This is a genomic window from Halodesulfovibrio marinisediminis DSM 17456, from assembly GCF_900129975.1.
Classification (GTDB): Bacteria; Desulfobacterota; Desulfovibrionia; order Desulfovibrionales; family Desulfovibrionaceae; genus Halodesulfovibrio; species Halodesulfovibrio marinisediminis.
Window position 1 is genome coordinate 193,698 of the sequence record NZ_FSRG01000005.1, and the last position, 20,558, is coordinate 214,255.

The 20,558-nt window shown below is 45.7% G+C and carries 12 protein-coding genes and 4 pseudogenes; 11 read left to right on the plus strand and 5 right to left on the minus strand.

Annotated features, from left to right (window positions below; translation table 11 throughout):
* Positions 1-142: 142 nt before the first annotated feature.
* From dctP to BUR09_RS08880, 3 genes are read right to left on the minus strand one after another with little or no spacing between them, the layout of a single operon-like run.
* Entirely contained in the window at positions 143-1,138 is a 996-nt protein-coding gene (gene dctP, locus BUR09_RS08870) for a TRAP transporter substrate-binding protein DctP (RefSeq protein ID WP_074216592.1), read from the minus strand.
* A 22-nt stretch (positions 1,139-1,160) separates the two neighbouring features.
* Positions 1,161-2,459 (minus strand): TRAP transporter large permease, encoded by a 1,299-nt coding sequence (locus tag BUR09_RS08875; protein ID WP_074216593.1) that lies wholly within the window; start codon positions 2,457-2,459, stop codon positions 1,161-1,163.
* Between the two features lie 2 nt (positions 2,460-2,461).
* Positions 2,462-2,974: a TRAP transporter small permease gene (locus tag BUR09_RS08880; protein ID WP_074216594.1), complete on the minus strand. Its 513-nt coding sequence runs from the start codon at positions 2,972-2,974 to the stop codon at positions 2,462-2,464.
* 445 nt (positions 2,975-3,419) lie between these two features.
* Between BUR09_RS08880 and BUR09_RS08885 the strand changes: the two genes are divergently transcribed.
* Positions 3,420-5,321, plus strand: coding sequence for a sigma-54-dependent Fis family transcriptional regulator (locus BUR09_RS08885; protein WP_245796721.1), 1,902 nt, complete (start codon positions 3,420-3,422; stop codon positions 5,319-5,321).
* Between the two features lie 245 nt (positions 5,322-5,566).
* Here the strand turns inward: BUR09_RS08885 and BUR09_RS08890 are convergent, their stop codons facing one another.
* On the minus strand, positions 5,567-7,099 hold the full coding sequence (locus BUR09_RS08890) for a sensor histidine kinase (RefSeq protein WP_074216595.1): 1,533 nt from the start codon (positions 7,097-7,099) through the stop codon (positions 5,567-5,569).
* A 130-nt stretch (positions 7,100-7,229) separates the two neighbouring features.
* Positions 7,230-7,961 (minus strand): response regulator transcription factor, encoded by a 732-nt coding sequence (locus tag BUR09_RS08895; RefSeq protein WP_074216596.1) that lies wholly within the window; start codon positions 7,959-7,961, stop codon positions 7,230-7,232.
* Between the two features lie 237 nt (positions 7,962-8,198).
* On the opposite strand from BUR09_RS08895, the pseudogene BUR09_RS17055 reads away from it, so the two are divergent.
* The 10 genes and pseudogenes from BUR09_RS17055 to fliD all read left to right on the plus strand — a co-directional run.
* Positions 8,199-8,609 (plus strand): annotated as a pseudogene (locus BUR09_RS17055) (flagellin N-terminal helical domain-containing protein); the annotation flags it as partial.
* 1,008 nt (positions 8,610-9,617) lie between these two features.
* A pseudogene (locus tag BUR09_RS17060) lies at positions 9,618-9,923 on the plus strand (flagellin); the annotation flags it as partial.
* A gap of 335 nt (positions 9,924-10,258) precedes the next feature.
* Positions 10,259-10,837, plus strand: a pseudogene (locus BUR09_RS17065) (flagellin N-terminal helical domain-containing protein); the annotation flags it as partial.
* 834 nt (positions 10,838-11,671) lie between these two features.
* Positions 11,672-11,977, plus strand: a pseudogene (locus BUR09_RS17070) (flagellin); the annotation flags it as partial.
* A 719-nt stretch (positions 11,978-12,696) separates the two neighbouring features.
* Positions 12,697-13,245, plus strand: coding sequence for a sigma-70 family RNA polymerase sigma factor (locus BUR09_RS08910; protein ID WP_074216599.1), 549 nt, complete (start codon positions 12,697-12,699; stop codon positions 13,243-13,245).
* Positions 13,235-13,909 carry a flagellar hook assembly protein FlgD gene (locus BUR09_RS08915; RefSeq protein WP_074216600.1) on the plus strand — a complete coding sequence of 225 codons (675 nt, stop codon included), beginning with the start codon at positions 13,235-13,237 and terminating at the stop codon, positions 13,907-13,909. The genes BUR09_RS08910 and BUR09_RS08915 overlap by 11 nt, the downstream gene beginning before the upstream one ends.
* The gene (locus BUR09_RS08920) at positions 13,909-15,510 is read left to right on the plus strand and encodes a flagellar hook protein FlgE (protein WP_074216601.1); all 1,602 of its coding nucleotides are present in this window, start codon (positions 13,909-13,911) and stop codon (positions 15,508-15,510) included. Before BUR09_RS08915 ends, BUR09_RS08920 begins: the two co-directional genes overlap by 1 nt.
* 22 nt (positions 15,511-15,532) lie before the next feature.
* The gene (gene flgK / locus BUR09_RS08925) at positions 15,533-17,545 is read left to right on the plus strand and encodes a flagellar hook-associated protein FlgK (protein ID WP_074216602.1); all 2,013 of its coding nucleotides are present in this window, start codon (positions 15,533-15,535) and stop codon (positions 17,543-17,545) included.
* 9 nt (positions 17,546-17,554) lie between these two features.
* Entirely contained in the window at positions 17,555-18,751 is a 1,197-nt protein-coding gene (locus tag BUR09_RS08930) for a flagellin N-terminal helical domain-containing protein (RefSeq protein ID WP_074216603.1), read from the plus strand.
* A 9-nt stretch (positions 18,752-18,760) separates the two neighbouring features.
* On the plus strand, positions 18,761-20,482 hold the full coding sequence (fliD, locus tag BUR09_RS08935) for a flagellar filament capping protein FliD (protein ID WP_074216604.1): 1,722 nt from the start codon (positions 18,761-18,763) through the stop codon (positions 20,480-20,482).
* Positions 20,483-20,558: the final 76 nt, after the last annotated feature.

The following is a 20,558-nucleotide window of genomic DNA, read 5'->3' on the forward strand; positions in this document are numbered from 1 at the left end:
CAGTGTGACAAAGATGAATAAGGTGCCAGTGGAGCAGATGGTGCTGCTGGCACTGTAAAGGTGTGTTTTTTGGCCCGGGGGCGTTATGCCCCCGGGACTGGTAGGCTGGTTTCCGAGTGTATTACTTATTCAGCAGTTGCCGTTACTGAATAATGTTTGAAAGAACCTTGCGTCCCCAGTCTTCGCCAACGTCAGAAAGAATAACTGGCCATACGTTTTCACGTACTTTTGCAGCGTGAGCTTCAATAGCTTCATTGGAAACAGGGATGATCTTTGCACCGTAGTCAGCAAGACGTTTTTCGTTTGCTGCCTGATCGGATTCAGCACGTGCCCAGCGACGCTGTTCAAAGTCTGCAGCTGCTTTATCCACGAGTGCTTTCTGAGAATCATCGAGGTCGTTGTAGAGTTCGTCGTTCATGATGAGGTACCACATCTCAAAGTGAGTATTGAGCGGGAGGTAGAACTTGGTTACGTCGCGGAAAGAAGCGTAATAGCCCTCTGCGCCGGAGCCAACAACACCGTCAACAACGCCTGTCTGTACAGCGGTGAATGCTTCAGAGAAAGGAATTGGTGTGCCGATAAAACCAATGTTGTCTGCCATAAGTTTGAATGACTTACTTGGAACAACGCGGATTTTTAATCCTTTTGCAGCATTAGGGTCGGTCGGGTTTTTAGGCTCTTTATTAAGTGCAACTCCGCCGAAGTATGCAGGCCATGTTGCAAGAAGTTTGATGCCTTGATTTGTGTAGAGACCTTCAATGGTCTTACGCAGTGGTGCGCCAGCAGCGAAGTTTTTCTCTGCCTGTGCCCATGTGGTCATCATGTATGGGAAGTTTGCGATCTGCATGCGTTTATCAGCTGCAACAGCAACTGGCTGACATGCCATATCAATAGCGCCGAGACCTACGCGTTCCTGAACAACGGTGTAGTCACCAAGTGAGTTAGCAGCGTAAATTTTAGCCTGCATGTCACCTTTACTGATTTCTTTCAGTTCAGCGGCAAACTGATTGAGGTCTGTATCGATAGCTGTGTTCTGTGGACGCACGTGGGAAATTTTCCACTTACGAGCTTGAGCAGTGCCCGCAGCGAGAATACAGACAAGCATCATTACGATAACGACTGAGAATTTTTTTTGCATATCCCTTACTCCTTACAAAGTGTTAGTAGCCAATCAGGCTAGGTAAAAAGAGAGCCAGTTGTGGCCAGAAGGACGTGAGAAAAACAACCGGAACATACCCGAATAAAATAAGAGTCATTGCGGGTTTAATTACATCGACAAACTCAACTTCCCCGATACGAATGCCAAGGTAGAGGATACTTGCATACGGTGGAGTAACGCCACCCATAGCAGTGTTTACGCCGATGATTGCAGCAAAGTGAATAGGACTTACGCCAATAGCTTGCATTAGTGGGAGCAACAGAGGCGCAGTAAGAATAATGGCAGTAATATCGTTAACGATCATACCGATGAAGAAGAGCAGAAGGTTAACGAGAATAAGAAGCAGTGTCTTATCGGTGGTGATGGTGAAGATGCCTTCAACGAGAGCCTGTGGAATTTCTTCCATAACAAACATCTGGCTGAGCATGAGGCTGAATACAATCATAACCATGATTGCACCGATTGCGGTGGCAGCTTCTTTTGAAGCGATGAGAAATTTTTTCCAAGTGAGGCCCTTGTATACAAGGAAGCCAACAGGGAATGCGTAAACTACGGCTACAGCAGCAGCTTCTGTCGGAGTCATGATGCCGCCGTAAATACCACCAAGGATGATAATAGGCATGATCAACGCAGGGATTGCAAGCAACGTTGCAGCTGATGCTGCGCGGACTGTTTCTGCAATTGGTTTTGGTTCATCAATTACAAGAGGGAATTTGCGGCACATAACGAGGTTAACAATACCGAACAGGAAGGTGATAAGCAGACCAGGACCTACTGTTGCGAGGAAACAGGCAAGAATAGATGTGTCTGTTACCCAGCCGTAAATGATCATAGTAACGCTTGGTGGAATGAGCAGGCCAAGAATAGAGGAGTTTGCAACCAATGCTGTTGCGTAGCCTCGAGGGTAGCCTTTAGCAGCCATCTCAGGGATGAGAAGCGGACCTGTAGCAGCAACGCCTGTCAGACCACTACCGGAGATAGCGCCGATAATAGCACAGCTTAAAGAAGCAACAATACCAAGGCCGCCGCGGATTCTGCCTACAAAGATGTTTACAAAGTCTAGTAGGCTCTTGGCGATGCCGCTTTCACTCATAATTGCACCGGCAAATACGAAGAGCGGAATACAGAGCAGTACAGGGTTGGACAGCTGGCTGAAACCCCAGAGCATGGTTCCTTTCATGGTAGCGCCGCCTACAAGGTGCATAAACATAAGTGCGCCGCCGAAGCAGAATGGTAATGGAACACCAAAGCTCAACATTACAATGAGTAAGCCAATTGCCATTAATGAAATTTCAACCATTGCTATGCGCTCCCTTCGCTTGCGCTCTGCAAGCCTGTAGTAACTGGTTTGGTGCTTAGCAGCGTAAAACGTCGTATGTTCTTAGCAAGGTGGTACAGGCCGAAAAGTGTCATGAAGAGCAGGCCGATGAAGAGGGAACATTCTGCATAGAAAGTAGGGAGATAAATGGTTGGAGTTTCTTTCCATACACGGAACGCGTAGCGGAAGTAGCCCCATGCCCAGCTGGTGAGCCATGCAGATACGATTACGGTCATAACGTCTGCTATGATGCGAACAATGAGTCGAGAGCGATCGGTTTTTAAAAATACATCCAAAACATTCGCTTTAATCTGTGTGTCTTCACGGGATGCGTTAACGCTACCGAGCAAGTACAGCCATAGAGTAGGATAGATTAGTATATCATCCAGTCCCATAAGCGGGGCTTGCAGAATGTAGCGCCATATGACCTGTACAAACTGTAAGATAGCTACAGAGCTTAACAGTATTGTAAGGCCATACCGAAATTGCTTCTCCATACTCTTCTCCTTCTATGGTTATGTGAGTTAGTAGGTGTATTGTGATGATGTGGCTATATGCAACGCATGTTCCGTTTTTGATGCCGAACTGATGGTATATAGAAATTACAGATTTGTTCTTTTTTGTTCTGTTTGGGAAAGTTCAATGTTTAAGCTTGATTTCGACAAGATTGTGTAAACAATCAACAAGGGAAGTTTTTTCGATAGGTTAGCTTTGTGTAAGAATAAGTGGTAGCAGAAGAAGCGTGATTGGTGTCTCAAAATGAGGCACTATGACGGTGCAAGAATGAACGGAATAAAAAAAGTCTTTATAGTTAGTGCTTTGGTGAGCGTGTACTATTTTGAGACATGTCGCATTTTGAGACATTTTGATTATTTTTGTTAGTTTTTTTAGTGGGTAGTAAAGAGAAACTGGTTACATTTTATGATTAAAAGAGGGCGTGGGATGATGAAAAAAGGACACGTTGTTGATTCTTCAACAATGAAGAAATTGATAGATGAGTCGCATGCACGCTCCAGGCAGTTCGGTATAGATTTTCGGAGCCGTAATAGACAGCAAGAGTGTCTTTCTGCTGCTGCGCTGGAAGCTCGTCGCGCGGATAATGACGAACTGTTGCAGGTAGTGCTGCCACATTTTGCTGAATTTTTTGATTTACTTTCACCGGATGAATTTTTGATCGCTGCAATTGATGCTGATGGTTACATTCTGCACATTACCGGCTCAGAGCTTTTGAAAAAACAATACCGACAGAGAAACTGTGCGCCGGGATTCCGGTGGACAGAAAAAGATGTGGGCACAACCGCAATCAGCATGTGCCATAAGCACCATATCCCCATTCAACTGACGGGGGGTGACCATTATTGCAATTTAGCACATCATCTTACGAGTTCTTCAGCCCCTATTTTTGGGGAAGGTGGAGAATTACTCGGTATTCTTGTGGTCTCCGGTGCAAGGGAATACACCCATCCGCATACGCTATATATGGTTACTACTGCTGCCCGTGCTGCAGAAAGACAGCTACGTGTTACCCGCAGGAACAAGGCGCTAGCGCTACATATTGGCTTCTTTGATAAAGTGATTGAGTCTGCAAGTACGGGACTGCTTATTCTGAATTCTGAAGGCAACATATGGAAAATCAATGGGAAGGGCGCACGAACTCTGAAATCGGATAATTTGGAAGGGAAACATATTTCCGAGTTGCAAGGGCTTTTACTGGATATTGATCAGCTTCAGAATTCATCACGTCGATGGGAGAACAAGGAATGTTGGGTCAGGGGCGAACGCGGCACCGTACCTATTCTTTATACTGCGCAGGCTGTATTGTCTGAAACGAATGATTTGCTCGGGGCAGTGATTGTTTTTAACGAGATGAGTGAGATTCAAAAACTTGCAGAGAATATCGCAGGGGCAAAAGCACACTATACATTCCCAATGCTTGTTGGGCGCTCTGAAAGATTTCTTGAAGCTATGGATATTGCCCAAAAGGCAGCGGATTCTACGGTTACAGTTTTACTTCAAGGGGAAACCGGGACTGGTAAGGAGCTTTTTGCACAGGCTATACATAACCATGGAGCTCGAAGTCATTATCCGTTCGTTCCTATCAACTGTGGGGCGATTCCGGCAGAACTGCTTGAGAGTGAGTTGTTTGGCTATGTGGAAGGTACATTTACCGGTGCGGTAAAGGGCGGACGTCCGGGTAAATTTGAGCTGGCAGACGGTGGTACTATTCTTCTTGATGAAATCGGGGATATGCCGCACCACATGCAGGTTAAATTATTGCGTGTGCTGCAAACAGCAGAAGTTTACCGAATCGGTGCTCGAAAGCCGGTAAAAATCAACACCAGAATTATTGCCAGTACTCATGTGAATCTGAGCAAGGCTGTGGAGCAGGGGCGTTTCCGTGAAGACTTATATTATCGTCTGAACGTGCTGCCGATTAATATTCCGCCGTTACGCGAGCGTGGTAGTGAGGATATTCTTGAATTGGCTATGCTCTTTTTGAACCGCGGTACTCGAGTTCCACGAACATTTTCTCACAGCGCACAACAGGCTCTTATGTCTTATCATTGGCCGGGTAACGTGCGTGAACTGGAAAACATAGTGCAGCGTGCCTTGCATAGATGCGAGGGGGAAGTGCTTGATGCAGAGCATTTTGCGCTTCCTGTAAAAGAACATGTTCGGCATGTTCCTACCGGTACACTTAAAGAGATGGAACATCGTCTTATTGAGGCTACGTTGGATGAAACCAATAATAATATGGTTGAATCCGCACGACGTCTTGGTATATCGCGAGCGACACTGTACCGCAAAGTCGAAAAAATGAAGGGTACGGTCTATGCGGCATAGGGAGTAATTTTCTGCGAAACTTTTGTAGTGCCTCTTCTGTTGCTCATAATCTACGTACAAAATAAAAGCTCCTACACTAACTGTGCAGGAGCTTTTTTTAATCCCAATGACACTATCTTGTAATTGATCTTCATTTGTCCAACAGGTGTTGTTTTCCGGTAGGAATAGTCAGTCCTAATCAGGGATAATGGGACGGTGTCCCCTTGCGGATGCAAGGCAAAGCCTACCCGTCGGAGCCAAAAAAACTACATAACCATCTGTTCCACTGCCGGTTCAAGATTGGCACTGGCTGCAGCTGTCAGCTGCTCCGAAAACTCAACGGTTAACAGTGTACCACGGGTTTTGGTACTGGTCATAGTGATGTCGGCTTTGTGGGCGTTGGCAATGAGCTTAGCGGAATAGGTGCCAAGTCCTGTGCCTTCTTCTTTTCCGTGCGTAACGTATTTGTTGAAGAACTTGTCTTGAATTTCTTCCGGTACGAGCGTGCTGTTATGGATGCTTATGGTCTGATCATCTGTCTGGATTGCCACCGTAACAATGTCATCACTGTTTGATGCTTCCACAGCGTTGATAATGAGGTTGGAGAAAAGCGTCTGCAAGAGACGGTATTCTCCAGCAACAAAAAACGTGTTGCTTGAGGTGACAGGGTGATTGTTGAATGTGATGCGAAGAGTGACATTTTGTCGTGTCAGCATGGATGTGATGTCATCCTGAATTTCAAAGATTAGCTGCACCAGATCAACTGAGGTTCTACGCAGCTTGTAGATGCCTTGTTCCATCTTGAAGATATCGAGGTTGTTGTTGATCATATCAAGGATACGATACCCTGCCATTTCAATTTTCTTGATGTATTTTTCTTGATGCGAGGTGAGGTCGCCTTTTGAAAGCAGTAGTTCTGGATAGCCAATGACGAGGTTCAACAACGATTTTAAATCGTGCTGGTTAATTCGTTCCACTTCGCATCGGATCATTTCTGCTTCTTCACGCTCAGCTACTTCGAGTAAAAGCTGGGCGTTTTTCTTTGCCAGCTCGGCAGTGCGAAGTTTTACGGCATGTTCCAGCATTTTTTTATGTGAGGTCAGAAGCCTGTCGCGTTTTTCGATTTGATCCAGCATTGAATTGAACTGAGTCACTAGGTCACCGAGTTCATCTTTGGGAGTGTAAGGAACCCTTAGGGTGTAGTCTTTGCTTTCTCCGATTTCTTTGGCTGCTGCCGTGAGGTCATATAGGGGTTGCAACATGCGTTTGTAGAGCTTTTGAGCAATGAAAAAGCTGACTAGAATTCCACTTGCTCCTGCAATGGCAGAGAGGAGCAGGAACATAGTCATGCCGTTGCCGAGAAAATATTCTGGAGAACCGACGAGGACGTAGGCTTTGATCTCACCTTCTTCAATAATCGGCTCGCAGACGACGAGTATAGATGAGTTTTGTATTTTCCGTTTGATGAGAAGTGTGTTCATATCAAATTGCAGAGAGCCAGACGATTCGATTATTGTTCCGTCTGGCTTGGTGATGGCAAGATATTCGACAAAGGGCCAAGGTTTTGCCGCACCAACCTTACGAAGCATAGAACGTGATGGCTCCACACTAAACGGAGTATGCAGGCTGAAGGCGAGGCTGCGAGCGCAGTCTTCAAGGCGTCTTGCTGACCGTGAATTTTTGGTAAGCATGATGCTGGTAGCGGAAACAAGAACAACTGTGCAAATGGCAATGGCGCACATTGAGGTAATGAAAAAAATGATACGGCGGTTTAATGGCGCAAAAAAAGAGCGGAACATGGTCGTGCTCACGATAGTTGAAAGATACGTATAAGAGGCATCCGGTGTGGGAGGGGGAAAGACCGGATGCCTTATAACAGTAACAGCTGTGTTCTGCCCGTTCAGGGGGGAGGGACAGGCAGGACTGATGCTACATATGTACTGCTTGTTGTGGAGAATGATCTGGTATGGCCAACAAGTAGCCATTGCCACGGATAGTCTTAATGGTGGCGCTGTGCCTAAGTTTTCTGCGCAGATTACTCATATGAACGTTCAGTACATAGTCATCAAGTGAGGGATCGCGTCCAAGGGCGTCTTCAAGGAGCTGTTCACGAGTGATGAGTATGCCGGCGTTGCTAGTGAGCATTTCCAGAACATTGTATTCTGCACTGGTAAGCTGCACAGGAGAATCATCAATTTGCACACTGCGGGCGGACGGTGTGAGCGACATGTTGCCGATAATGATTTTATGCGCAGGATCAATCTTAGTAGCAGTAATCGATGGTCGCGCTGCTTTAACTGGCATTGTGCGACGCAAAATTGCACGGATGCGTGCTGCCAGTTCTCGCAATGGACAAGGTTTAGCGACATAATCGTCTGCCCCCATCTCCAGTCCGACTACCTTATCGATCTCGTCACTGCGACCAGTGAGCATGATAACGGGCATGGTGTATTCGTTTCTGATCTTTTGCAGCAGATCAAAACCATTCATGTCCGGAAGCATGATATCGAGCAACACAATGTCAAAATTATCTTCTTTTAGCTTTTCAATACCAGTCTGTGCATCGTGTGCTGTCTGAAGTGAAAAACCTTCTCCACTCAGGTAGCTACCAAGCAGTTCACCTAATTCAAAGTCGTCGTCGATAAACAAAATGCGTTTCATACCACCTCCAACGGAAACATAAACAAACCATACGATGTTTATGTTTTTTCCATCAACTTAATAAATGTTAAGTGTGGCTATGAGAAATATTGCGACTGCATCAAGGCGCTAACTAGGAAAAATTTTCCGCTTTATAAACAAAACAGGGGGCTGTCTCCGTATTCGTTTGCATAGGGCATGTCGCTCTTGACGAAAGACAATTGCAAGGATGCAAAATTACAAACCTGGAGGTTTACTATGTCTCTCATCATCAACAATAACTCTATGGCGAATACTGCAGCTCGTAACCTTAACACTGCATACAAACAGTTGACTGAGTCTACGGAACGACTTTCTTCTGGTATGCGTATTAACAGCGCAGCTGATGACGCCGCAGGTCTTGCTGTACGTGAAATGATGCGTGCACAAGTAACAACATTGAATCAGGGGGTTCGTAACGCAAACGATGCGATTTCCATGATTCAGACTGCTGATGGTGCTCTTTCTGTAATCGACGAAAAGCTTATTCGTATGAATGAGCTTGCGGAGCAGGCTGCAACCGGTACATATACTGATGAACAGCGTGCGATTATCGATCAGGAATATCAGACCATGGCAGATGAGATTACCCGTATTTCCGACTCAACTGACTTTAACGGTCAGAACCTGCTTAATGGGGCACTTGAAGAAGGTTCCAGCTACGAGGACGCAGACGGAAATACGCAGACTGGTTCAGCACTGACTGTTCACTTCGGTACCGGTAACGATGCTGATGAAGATAAGTACAGCATTGAAATCGAAGATGTTAGTTCTGGTGCATTGGGGGTTGGTAGTGACTCTCTGGATTATGAGATCAACGACGAAGGGCTTGTAACTACTAAAGACGGTAATGCAATTTACCAGAATGAAAATGGTGACGTGTACATCGAAGGTGATGATCCTGCAGTAACAGGTGCTCCTGCCGGGTATACTCAGGTTCAGCTTCAGAAAAAGGACTTAGCAGACCCGACAGCAGATGATACGGCGATAGCAGAATTAGAAAGTCAGGTTACTATTCCTGCGGCAGGTACCGCTGGTGCTATTACTGTTGACGGTTCCTCTATTCACGGAACTATCGATGCAGATGGCAACCTTTCCTACTCTGTTGACGGTACTGCTGATGCAACCACAGATCTTGCTGTAAACGCCGCAGGAGAGCTTACTTTCGGTACAGGTGGTACTGCAAAGGCCGTGTACACAACCACAGATGCTGACGGAAACGTATCCCTTAAAGTTTCTGCAGACGGAACTATTCCGGAAGCTGGTACTGCCGTTGATGTGGGCGCAGACGGTTCTCTTACTGTTAATGTTGATGGCGTAGATCAGAAACTGCTTACTTCTACAGCAGCAGATGGTTCTGCTAAGTACTTCATTGCAGGCGTATCTTCAGATGTTCCTGCTGATGCTTCAGCAATGAATGTTGCAGCAGATTCTGTAGAGCAGAACTTTGAAGTTGGTTCAGATGGTGTTGCAACTTTAGGGGCCGTAACAGTTCAGAAGGGTGCAACAGGCTACGGCTTGACCGCAGCAACTGCTGGTGCCGGTGCAGCTGATGCTAGTTTCGAAATGACAGTGACAACTGCATCAGATGAAGAAATTGCAAGTTTTGAACAAGAACTTGGTAAAACAGACGAGTATGCAGGCTCCAGTATTGCAACTCAGGAAGGTGCTCAGGCTGCTCTTGGTGCAATCCAGAAAGCAATTGAGATGAAAGATAAAAACCGTGCAAACCTTGGTGCGTACGAAAATCGTCTTGAAGCTACTATCTCTAACCTTGAAATTCAGAGTGAAAACCTCTCTGCAGCTGAGTCCCGTATTTCCGATGTGGACGTAGCAACTGAAATGACTGAATACACCTTACGTCAGACCATTTCTCAGGCTGCAACATCAATGCTCGCACAGGCTAACTCCCTGCCGCAGAACGCATTGAAACTTATTGGATAAGTAATTTAAAGCCGTCCGACTTTTTCGGCTTTACGCTATAATGACTTACCGCCCCTGGTTTTTCCAGGGATCAGGGGCGGTTTTTCATACAAATAAATATTTGCAGCGCAAACAATCTCGCAAGAACTGTAAAGGGCTTGTGAGTTTTTGTTTGCGCTTTTTTAGTAAGTATAAAGAATGTGTTAAGGCGGTGCTTTTTTACATGAAAAACCAGTAAAAGCATATATTGCTTTATAAACGAAATCGTAAGCCTCCGCGTATTTATATGCATAGCGTAAAGCAAAAAACAAAAAAGTCATTGCAAGGATGCAGAATTACAAACCTGGAGGTTTACTATGTCTCTCATCATCAACAACAACTCTATGGCAAATACCGCAGCTCGCAACCTTAATACTGCTTATGCAGACTTGACCAAGTCTACAGAGCGTCTTTCTTCCGGCATGCGTATTAACAGCGCTGCTGATGACGCTGCAGGTCTTGCTGTACGCGAAATGATGCGTGCACAGGTTACAACATTGAATCAGGGTATTCGTAACGCAAACGATGCTATTTCTATGATTCAGACTGCTGATGGTGCCCTGTCTGTTATTGATGAAAAGCTTATTCGAATGAATGAGTTAGCAGAGCAGGCTGCTACCGGTACCTACACCGATGAGCAGCGCGCTATTATTGATCAGGAATACCAGTCTATGGCGGACGAAATTACCCGTATTTCTGATTCAACAGATTTTAACGGTACGAATTTATTGGATGGATCCCTCGATGAAGGTGTGGAATACATCGATGGTGACGGGCAGCCTCAGACCGGTAGTTCCATGACGATCCATTTCGGAACCGGAAACGACGCAGACGAAGACAAATATTCAATTAATATTGAAGACGTAAGTGCAGATGCGTTGGGTCTTGGTAGTGGTTCCTTAGACTACAAGATTGATGCAGACGGTTTTGCAACAACGCAGGACGGAAAAGATATCTACCAGAACAGCGATGGCGAGATCTACATTGATGGCACTGACCCGACAATGGATGCTGCAAAACTTGCTGCTCAGGGGTATTCACAGGTTCAGTTGAAAGAGAGAGTTGTTGCTGATTCTGCGGAAGAACAACAGGCAATAGATGATCTTGTAGCCAGTGGTGAGGTAACTATCGGTACAGCTCATACTGCTGCAATGGGTGGCGCTGATACCGCAATTACCTTTGATGGAGCCAGCCTGAACACGAGTTTCGATGCAGATGGTAACTTGGTTTATAACGTGGGCGGTGCTGCTAACACTGAAATTCAGGCTGATACAGGTATGCTGCTTGTTGATGGCAATGCAATGTACGCAACCATTGATGCAGACGGAACTGTTACCCTCAACCAATCTACGTCTGCAACTGTGCCTGAAGCAGGGTACCCAGTTATTGTAGGAGCTAATGGCGATCTTACCGTCAATATCGGTGGTGAAGACAAGCACCTGTTGACCTCAACTGCGTCTGATGGCTCTGCTCAGTACTTCATTGAAGATGAATCTGCTGAAATTCCTGCAGGCTCTTCGGTAATGAATATTGCTCAGGATGCAGTGGATCAGGGTTTTGCTATTAATTCAGATGGAAGCGCAAATCTTGGCGCTGCTGCAGTGAACATCAACGGTGGTAGTTATGAGCTTGCAGGTGGTACTGCTGCAAACTTTGCTATGAGTGTTTCCATGATTCCTGATGATGAAGTCGCTGCGTTCGAAAAAGAGCTTGGAAAAACAGAGCAGTATGCTGGTTCAAGTATTGCGACTCAGGAAGGTGCACAGGCCGCTCTCGATGCAATTGGAAAAGCAATTGAAATGAAAGACAAAAACCGTGCAAACCTTGGTGCGTACGAAAACCGTCTTGAAGCAACCATTTCCAACCTTGAGATTCAGGCTGAAAACCTCGGAGCTGCTGAATCCCGAATTTCAGATGTTGATGTGGCAACAGAAATGACTGAATACACCTTACGCCAGACAATTTCTCAGGCAGCTACCTCCATGCTGGCTCAGGCAAACTCCTTGCCTGAAACTGCTTTAAAATTGATTGGTTAATACCGAAAGTTTTCGGAAGCAGCAGGCAGTTTCTGCTTGCCGCAGGCCCCCGATTCATCTGCAGGAATCGGGGGCTTTTTTTGTGTTGTTTACGCTTTCTCGCGTTCCTTTTGAGGATGCTGTTTGTTGTTTTTATCATACAGATTGATAGGGGGCGATGTCGTCTTGCTCTTGTTCGTAATGCTGCTTTATCAGAGAAGATGGTCGATAGGGTGTTGTGTTTAGGGAGTATTATCGCGTGTACTCTCCCTCAATAAACTGTGAGGAGCTGTGTTCAGCATCTGGGAAATCAAGAAAAGGATAAAAAGCAATACATTACAGTGTGCTGTTCTGGTTTTGATTGCTTGCGATTGCCAAAGCAGTGCTGTCTGTGACGATAAGTAAAGTGAAGTGCTAACTCTGTAAGGCGAATTTTCCTGTACTGTCCTGTTTCTATCGTGCTGTTTTTCTTTTCTGAATGTTAGGCAAGATTTACCGCCTGATAAATCTGCACTGTAAAACTCTCCACTGGGCAAAATTTTCCGCTTTTTTTTGGGCAAAATTACACAAAAAAAAGCCTGAATCTAAAGAAAGCTTAAGCAATCTTATCCTACCTTAATCGCCTTTATCTATTTCTCAACATTTCACTAATAAAGTCTAACTGTAACTTTAGTATAGTTTTATACAATCGTAATGTTATTGGGCATGTGTGTTGCTCCATTAGGACTATGGAGTTCAAGATGAAACAATGCTTACATGATAAAATAAGTGTAGATGTCTATAATGATTTCTTTGTTGATCATACATCATTAATAAAAAGAACTATTGTATCTGTGTTGAAAAAGTTTAACTCACGCATAGATGCAAACGTTGTAGATGACATTTATCAAAACGTTGCGCTTAAAATTATCAAAAATAACTATCTTGAAAGATATGATAGTAAAAAAGCAAAGTTATCATCTTGGATTTACGTCATAGTTGAATCTTCTATTATTGATGACATAAGAAAACAACAAAAACACAAAACGGAAACATTAGATGAAACTTTTGCAATAGGCGTTACAACGCATTTCTTTTCTGTAAGAAACTACATCCCAAAAAGTTTACTTACTGAAAGACAAATGGAGATTTTGATTCTCACTATTGAAAAAGACTATTCAACAAAAGAAGCTTCAACTGTGCTGTCACTATCGGAGAGTGCTGTCCGATGCATGAAGCATCAGGCGCTACGACGTTTACGTAATTACTACACTAAATATGACTCCTACGGGGGAAAACATGACCATTAGCAGTGTCAACTCCAGCCAAGATATTACGACTATGGCAGTTCAAAGTAACAGCAGCAGCTCGCTTACCGAAACCGACTTTATGTTGCTGCTCGCAACCGAGCTTCAATATCAGGACCCGACTGAGCCTATGGATACCGACAAGCTGACAGAGCAAACCTGCATGTTTGCGCAGTTGGATGAACTGCAGAACTTAGGCGATCAGCTTGCGGATTTGGAGGAGACATTGGGCAACAGTGGCGATCCTGTTTCCTATCTTGGACAGGACGTAACTGTTGAAGGAGATACGCTTGTTCTTACGGAAGGCGAATCTTCTGATGTCACTGTGTATCTGGAGGGAGACGCTGATTCTGTCATCATCGATATCTACGATGCATCCGGCAATATCGTTTCTATGCAGAACTGGGGCTCCATGCCTGCTGGTTCACATGAGTTGGATTGGGATGGAACGTTACTGACCGGTGATACAGCTACTGACGGCACCTATACAGTTAAGGTGCGTGCACAGGATGAGAATGGACAGGATATAGGCGCAGCAACAACTATTAAGGATACAGTTGTATCTGTTTCTAACGGAACTGATGGAGCAGTGTTTACCCTGAAGAGTGGTGCAGTTGTAAACTACATGGATATTATTTCAGTCAGCCTTGGTGAGGAGAAAGCGTAATGAGTATTACAGGTTCAATGTACAACGGTATTTCCGGGTTGCAGGCGCAGAGTCAGGCAACACTGGTTGTCAGTAACAACCTTGCTAACTCCAGCACTGTAGGTTTCAAAAGTTCCAGTGTTATCTTTCAAGATGTTTTCTACGAAACAGTAAACGCAGGACAGACTGGTAATGGTGTTTCTGTAGCAAATATCGACACTGATTTTTCACAGGGGTCATACCAGTCAACAGGTTCCAATACAGACCTTGCCATAACCGGAGACGGGTACTTTATGGTGAAGGATCCGAATAACGGGGCTGTGTACTACACCCGTGCCGGTAACTTTGATTTTGATGAAGAAGGCTACCTTGTAGATCCTGAAGGTAACCGTGTGCAGGGCTGGGAGATGGAGAACGGCAGCCCTACCGGTGCGATTGGTGATATCAAGATTGATGACTCGCAGTCTCCGCCGAAGGCTACAAATAGTATCCAGATGTCTCTCAACCTCAATGCTTCCGCAGAGGATAACAGCACAGCGACAGTTGATGATAATGGAACTCCGGGTGACCCGACAGATGATACTACCAGCTGCGCTTACACTGCACTTTTTGACATGTATGACGGAACTGCGTCTCCGCCACTTGATCAGAGCCGGTATGAATATCAGTCCACAATTACCGTGTATGACGAAGCAGGTGGAACACATGAGCTGACCGTATATATGGACCCTGTTTCTGTGGATGCGGATGGGAATACTGTATGGGAATACACCGTAGCCAGTAATCCCGGTGAGGATATGCGAGAAGGTTTTGAAGGAACTGAAGCTGCCGGTCTTCTTATGGCAGGTACAATCACGTTTTCTCCTTCAGGAGCCATGTCTTCCATGACTGCGTACACTCCGGTGGCATCTACTGGTGGGGCTTTCGATGGTAAGGACCCGTCTAACTGGACGCTTGCAGAATTTGATGATGCCGGTGTTCCGCTTTTAGAGGCTAACTTCTCAGGCAGTGACGAGAATCAGAAGATTTCTATGAATTTCGGAATGGTGAACAAAGACCATGATACAGGAAACGGCTGGGCTGGTGCGGTGGATAACGATAGTGACGGGGCAGTAACGCTTGCGGATTTGCAGAACAGTGGCGCAGACGTTGATTATACTGATCTGCCGGGCTTCAATGATCCATATATCAACTACTCTGCGACAACCTGTTATGAGTCCAGTTCTGCAACATTAGGTTTGTATCAGGACGGGTTTTCAACTGGTACGTTACAGAATGTCACTGTTGATCAGGCAGGTGCTATCAGTGGTGAGTACTCTAATGGTCAGACTATCCAGTTGTACAATCTCGGGATAGCCGATTTCGCCAACGAGGATGGACTAAGTGCGCAGGGTGGTAACAAGTTTCTTGCCACTGCGGAATCCGGAGAGGCTATTGTTGGTATTCCGGGTGTTGGCGGTATGGGAGGTATCCTTTCTAATACGTTGGAAATTTCCAACGTGGATATGGCGCAGGAAATGACTAACCTGATTATCCTGCAATCTGCGTATCAGGCAAACAGTAAGGTTATTACAACCGCGGATACTCTGTTGCAGACAGCTATTAATCTGAAGCGGAACTAGTTCCTGTTCATGAGGAGGACGCATGATTAATGCTATCTACAACACCGGTCTGAACGGCATGGTCAACTCGCAGGCCAGCGTTAATGTAACCACGAACAACATCGCTAATGCAGATGTGGCGGGGTATAAGAAGCAGACTCCAATTTATCAGACTTCAAGTTCCATTCAGACTCATGGGCTGACAGTTGGCACTGGCGCACAGATTGCCGGTATAGAGGCATCCATGAACTACTTTGTGGAGCAGCAGTATTTGGCAACATCTTCTGAAGCTGCAAAGTACAACCAGCAGCTTAGTTACCAGATGCAATTGGAAAGTACTCTCGGACAGTCTGACACAACTGGTTTGAACGCTGCACTGAGTGGATTTTTTAGCGCGTGGAATACTCTTGCTGCTGACCCGACCCAACCGGGGGCATGGGAAGAAGTGTTCAGTACTGCTCAAGGTATCGCGACTACTTATAATGATACCTACGCGCAGATGGAAAAGATCTACCAGTCCATTGATCAGGAAATTTCTGCTCAGGTTTCAGAAGCAAATGTTCTTATTGATGAGATTGCAGCACTGAATGCGCAGGTAGCAGCCAACCCTTCAGATAATCAGGCAGTTGATGCACGAGATCAGGCCATTCGTGAACTTTCTACCTATACGAATATTACTGTTGAGTATCAGACGGACGGAACAGTTACCGTACTGGCTGAAGGCCGGTATGCTCTGGTTGAAGGGCAGGAAACACATCATCTTTCCCACCAGCCTGCGCAGTCTCGTGAATCCTTGATGCCGTCCTCTACGTATGACGGTGGCGTAGAATTTAAGGGTGATTCCAGTGAAGAGATTATGATCGAATTCATTGATGACACCCATTACTATGCATCGCTTGATGGTGGGAAAACATGGATTACTGACGAAAGCGGTAACCCTGTGGTCTATGAAGCAGGCGACGCGGACGATCCTGAGAATGTTGCCGGAGTAGATATCTGGTTTTCAACAAACTCAGGAACTCATGCCACTGGCGATAGATACATCATAACTCCTAAGTCCGGTCTGTATCTGGAAAAAGGGGACGGCTCATATTTGAATCTGACCCCGATGACAGATGATCAGGGTGTGCTGGCTCAGGATAAGGCAACTTCCGGTTCCATCGCAGGTTTATTCATTACCCGTGATGATTCCATAAAGCCTACTATGGATGCCATGGATGGGTTGGCCGAGGCACTGATCTGGGAAACAAATGTGTTGCATTCCAAAGGAGCAGGGCTGGAACATCATACAAGCCTTTCTGGTTCCTATGATGTGAAAGACGCCACTGTGCCGCTTTCGGAAAGCGGGTTGTACTTTGCAGATAGGCTTGAGGCAGGAACCGTTGAGTATGTCTTATATAATGATGACGGTTCAGTTGCTTCTACTGTGTCCATTGATGTTGATCCGGTCACAGATTCCCTTGATGACATTGCAACAAAGATTAATACCGCATCTGGCGGAGACCTTACAGCAACAGTAACTGCGGAAGGCACGCTTGAACTGGCGTCCGGCTCGGGCTTGTCGTTTGAAGTAGCGCAAGATGATGCCAACCTGATGGCAGGGGTGGGGCTGAATACCTTTTTTACAGGTACCTCTGCCGATGCCATTGCTGTAAACGGGTACGTTGCCAACAACCCACAGCATATTAATGCTGGCAGCGTAAATGAAGATGGCTCTGTAGTCAGCGGTGATAACAGCATTGCTTTTCAGCTTGCGGCGCTTGCGGAGCAGGATGTGTCTATTACCGTTGGCACCGTGACCTACACGGATTCGCTTTCAAGTTTTTCCAGTATGATTGTGTCGGACGTAGGTGCAGATGTGATGCTTGCAGAACAGAATCAGGTATATGCACAGGGTTCCAATGAGTATTACTACGACTACCAGCTTTCTTCCAGCGGCGTGAACGTTGATGAGGAACAGGTCAACCTTATTAAATACCAGCAGCAGTATGAAGCATGTGTGAAGGTTATTACTACAGCACGTGACATGCTCGATGAAGTGTTGGACATGCTCTAGGAGGTCGTCATGAGAATCGCAACATCCCAAATTTATACCGCCTCATTGCAGCAAATTAACAAGTCACTGAATAATGTGATGGAATTGCAGATGATGACCAGTACGCAGAAAAAACTGAATGCGCCTTCGGATGATCCCTCCGGTGCTGCTCTAAGTATGCAGTTGCGTGCCTATTCTGCAACGTTGCTTACGTATGAGGAGAACTGCACGCTCGGCGGGAACTATCTTTCAACAGCAGACGGGGCATTGCAGCAGAGTAGTGAGCTTTTGATGAATGTTAGCGAGCTTGCTGAGCAGGCCGCTACGGAAACATATACAAAAGAGCAGATGGAAAGCATGGCGTTGGAATTGCGCCAGAACATGGATTCCATCTATCAGGTCAGCAACACAAAGCTTGGTGAAGTGTATCTGTTCTCTGGAAATGATATTGAAAATAGTGCGTATGAAAAAACTGTGGGTGTAACTATCGATGATCCTTCAATGACTCATACGGATATTGTTTCCGTACAGGGGGATCCATCTCAGACTGTCTATATTCAGATGACGGAATCCGGAACCATCGGTGGAACGGAAGACCTTGAGTATCGGTACTCTACAGATGGTGGTGATACATGGGTAACAGCAACGTTGCTTGCTGGAGAAACAGCGATTGTAACTGGAGAGGCTTCAATAACACTGGCGGCCGGAACAACCGTAACTGGAGAGGACGGCAGTGGAGAAGGAACCAATTTCTACATCAGAACTGCCTATGAATATGCTGGCAGTGATGAAGAGTTAACTCTTGCTATCGGGGAAGATACAACCCTTGATGTTACGTCCAATGGTTCATCAATTTTCGGCGGCATAGATCCGGCAACGGGGGAACCGTATCCGGAACCGAATTTGTTTGAAGCAATGGGTGATCTGCTTGTCTACATGGAGACAGGAAATTCAGAAGGGGTCGCTTCTTGTATCGAAACGATTAACGATGCTTACGAGCAGTTGTTGCAACGCGCGGCCAGTATCGGTGCGAGGCAGAATACTGCCCAGAACACAGCGATTGCTATTTCTATTACTAAAGATCGCAGTATTTCTCAGATTAGCTCCGTGGAAGATGCAGACGCTACCCAGTTGTCTGTTGAAATGGCTCAGGCGGAATATGTGTATCAGGCTGTGCTTTCCACAACCTCTAATGTGTTTAAGCTTAACCTGTTAAGTTACTTATAGGGTTACATCATGTCGTATATTTCTTCTGTATCTTCCGATGTTATGGCCTATCAGCCAGCAACGTCTTCTGGAGCTGTTAACTTTACCGGTCTTGGTAACGGAACAGACTTTAACGAGATTATTGATGCTCAGCTTGAGGCGGAAAGTTACACAAAGAAAAACTATGAAGCCAAGCTTGCAGAGACAGAGGCATGTGCTTCGCTGCTGGATGAGCTTATCACCTCAATGGGGGAACTGAGTAACACCTTGGACGATATGAACTCCATGAGCGAGTTTCTGGAAATGGCAGTTACGTCGTCTAAAGATGGGGTGTCAGGGAAGGTTACAGGAGATATTCAGGAGGGAAGCCATACTGTAGAGGTTAATCAACTGGCACAAAATGATGTCTGGGTGAATACAGGTGTTTCTTATTCTGAGCCGACAGACGTTGTGACAACTGTTGATGCGGTGTTTGCGTTTGAGTGTGATGGTGAAGAAATTTCCATTGAAGTGCCTGCAAATACTACTGCTCAGCAGTTGGTTGATATGATTAACAGTGACCCCGTGGCGCGTGATTTAGTCAGCGCAGATTTGTTGTCAGACGGTGATACCTTGTATTTCAGGCTTTCCAGTAAAGAAACCGGTGCTGATCATGCCATAGTTCTTTCTGATACCACAACGTTGGGTGACTACAGTACAACTGAGTTTGAGAACGTACGTACAGCCCAGAATGCGCAGATAAAGGTGGATGGCTTTCCTTCGGGTGCTGACCAGTGGATGGAGCGTGATTCAAACACGGTGGATGATGTCATTCCGGGGCTAGAGTTGACGTTATCAGACGTTACCGAAGGGCCGGTTAACCTCACTGTTACCTGTGATACGGAAGTAACTAAAGAGAATATTGAGTCATTTGTTGAGGAAGTTAACTCGCTTATTTACGACATTCAGGTTCTGAGCGGTCGAGTAGTTACGTATGTTGAAGATGAAGAGTCCGGCGAATCAATGGAAGCATACACTATTGATAGCTATGCATTGGATGTAGTCTACAATGATCTTAAGAGTCAGCTATCTATGTCAGTTGTTGGTTTCAGCGGTGAATACGATACATATAATGCTTTGTCGCAAATCGGTTTGTACACAGATACGAATGAAGGCTCTGACACATTTGGCCAATTGCTGATTAATGAAGAAGAACTGGATGATGCTCTTGAAGAAAATCCATACGCTGTTGCTGAGTTGTTGAGTTGTGAAAATACTGGGATTAGTGACACAAGAGGAGTGCAGGTAACCTCCACCATTGATGGTATTACGACACCTGGAGCTTATGGATTTGAATACATTGTTGTGGGGGGAGAGATTGTTTCCGCAAAGTTCAACGGTGAACCTGCTACCATCGATGGTAATACAGTTACAGCTGCAGCGGGGACTGCCGCTGCTGGTATGGTGGTTGAAATTTCAGATCTTTCAGAAGGAAGTCATTCTGCAGATATCCGTGTAAAAGAAGGTGTGGTGCCGCAGCTTCAGGGAGCTATTAGTACATGGACAAACGCTGAAAATGGCACCTTGACGACTGTTGTAACTACTTACGATGCTGACGCAACCAAATTGGAAAACGACATTTATTACCAAGAAGAGCGGCTTGCAAAAATGGAGTCCGATTTGCGGCGGAAATATTCCGCATTGGATGGTCGGCTGGCTTATTATACCAATTTGCAGAGTAGCTTAACAGCCATGATTTCACAGACAGGATAGGATAATTTTATACAGGTACAGCACTCGGCGATTGGTTTGCCTGTGTTTTTTCCGGAGCGGTAGCAGGGTACTCTAC

Coding starts and splice junctions, on each gene's coding strand:
- dctP (WP_074216592.1), bottom strand. CDS start 1,138: ATGCAAAAAAAATTCTCAGTCGTTATCGTAATGATGCTTGTCTGTATT.
- BUR09_RS08875 (WP_074216593.1), bottom strand. CDS start 2,459: ATGGTTGAAATTTCATTAATGGCAATTGGCTTACTCATTGTAATGTTG.
- BUR09_RS08880 (WP_074216594.1), bottom strand. CDS start 2,974: ATGGAGAAGCAATTTCGGTATGGCCTTACAATACTGTTAAGCTCTGTA.
- BUR09_RS08885 (WP_245796721.1), top strand. CDS start 3,420: ATGATGAAAAAAGGACACGTTGTTGATTCTTCAACAATGAAGAAATTG.
- BUR09_RS08890 (WP_074216595.1), bottom strand. CDS start 7,099: ATGTTCCGCTCTTTTTTTGCGCCATTAAACCGCCGTATCATTTTTTTC.
- BUR09_RS08895 (WP_074216596.1), bottom strand. CDS start 7,961: ATGAAACGCATTTTGTTTATCGACGACGACTTTGAATTAGGTGAACTG.
- BUR09_RS08910 (WP_074216599.1), top strand. CDS start 12,697: ATGAAACAATGCTTACATGATAAAATAAGTGTAGATGTCTATAATGAT.
- BUR09_RS08915 (WP_074216600.1), top strand. CDS start 13,235: ATGACCATTAGCAGTGTCAACTCCAGCCAAGATATTACGACTATGGCA.
- BUR09_RS08920 (WP_074216601.1), top strand. CDS start 13,909: ATGAGTATTACAGGTTCAATGTACAACGGTATTTCCGGGTTGCAGGCG.
- flgK (WP_074216602.1), top strand. CDS start 15,533: ATGATTAATGCTATCTACAACACCGGTCTGAACGGCATGGTCAACTCG.
- BUR09_RS08930 (WP_074216603.1), top strand. CDS start 17,555: ATGAGAATCGCAACATCCCAAATTTATACCGCCTCATTGCAGCAAATT.
- fliD (WP_074216604.1), top strand. CDS start 18,761: ATGTCGTATATTTCTTCTGTATCTTCCGATGTTATGGCCTATCAGCCA.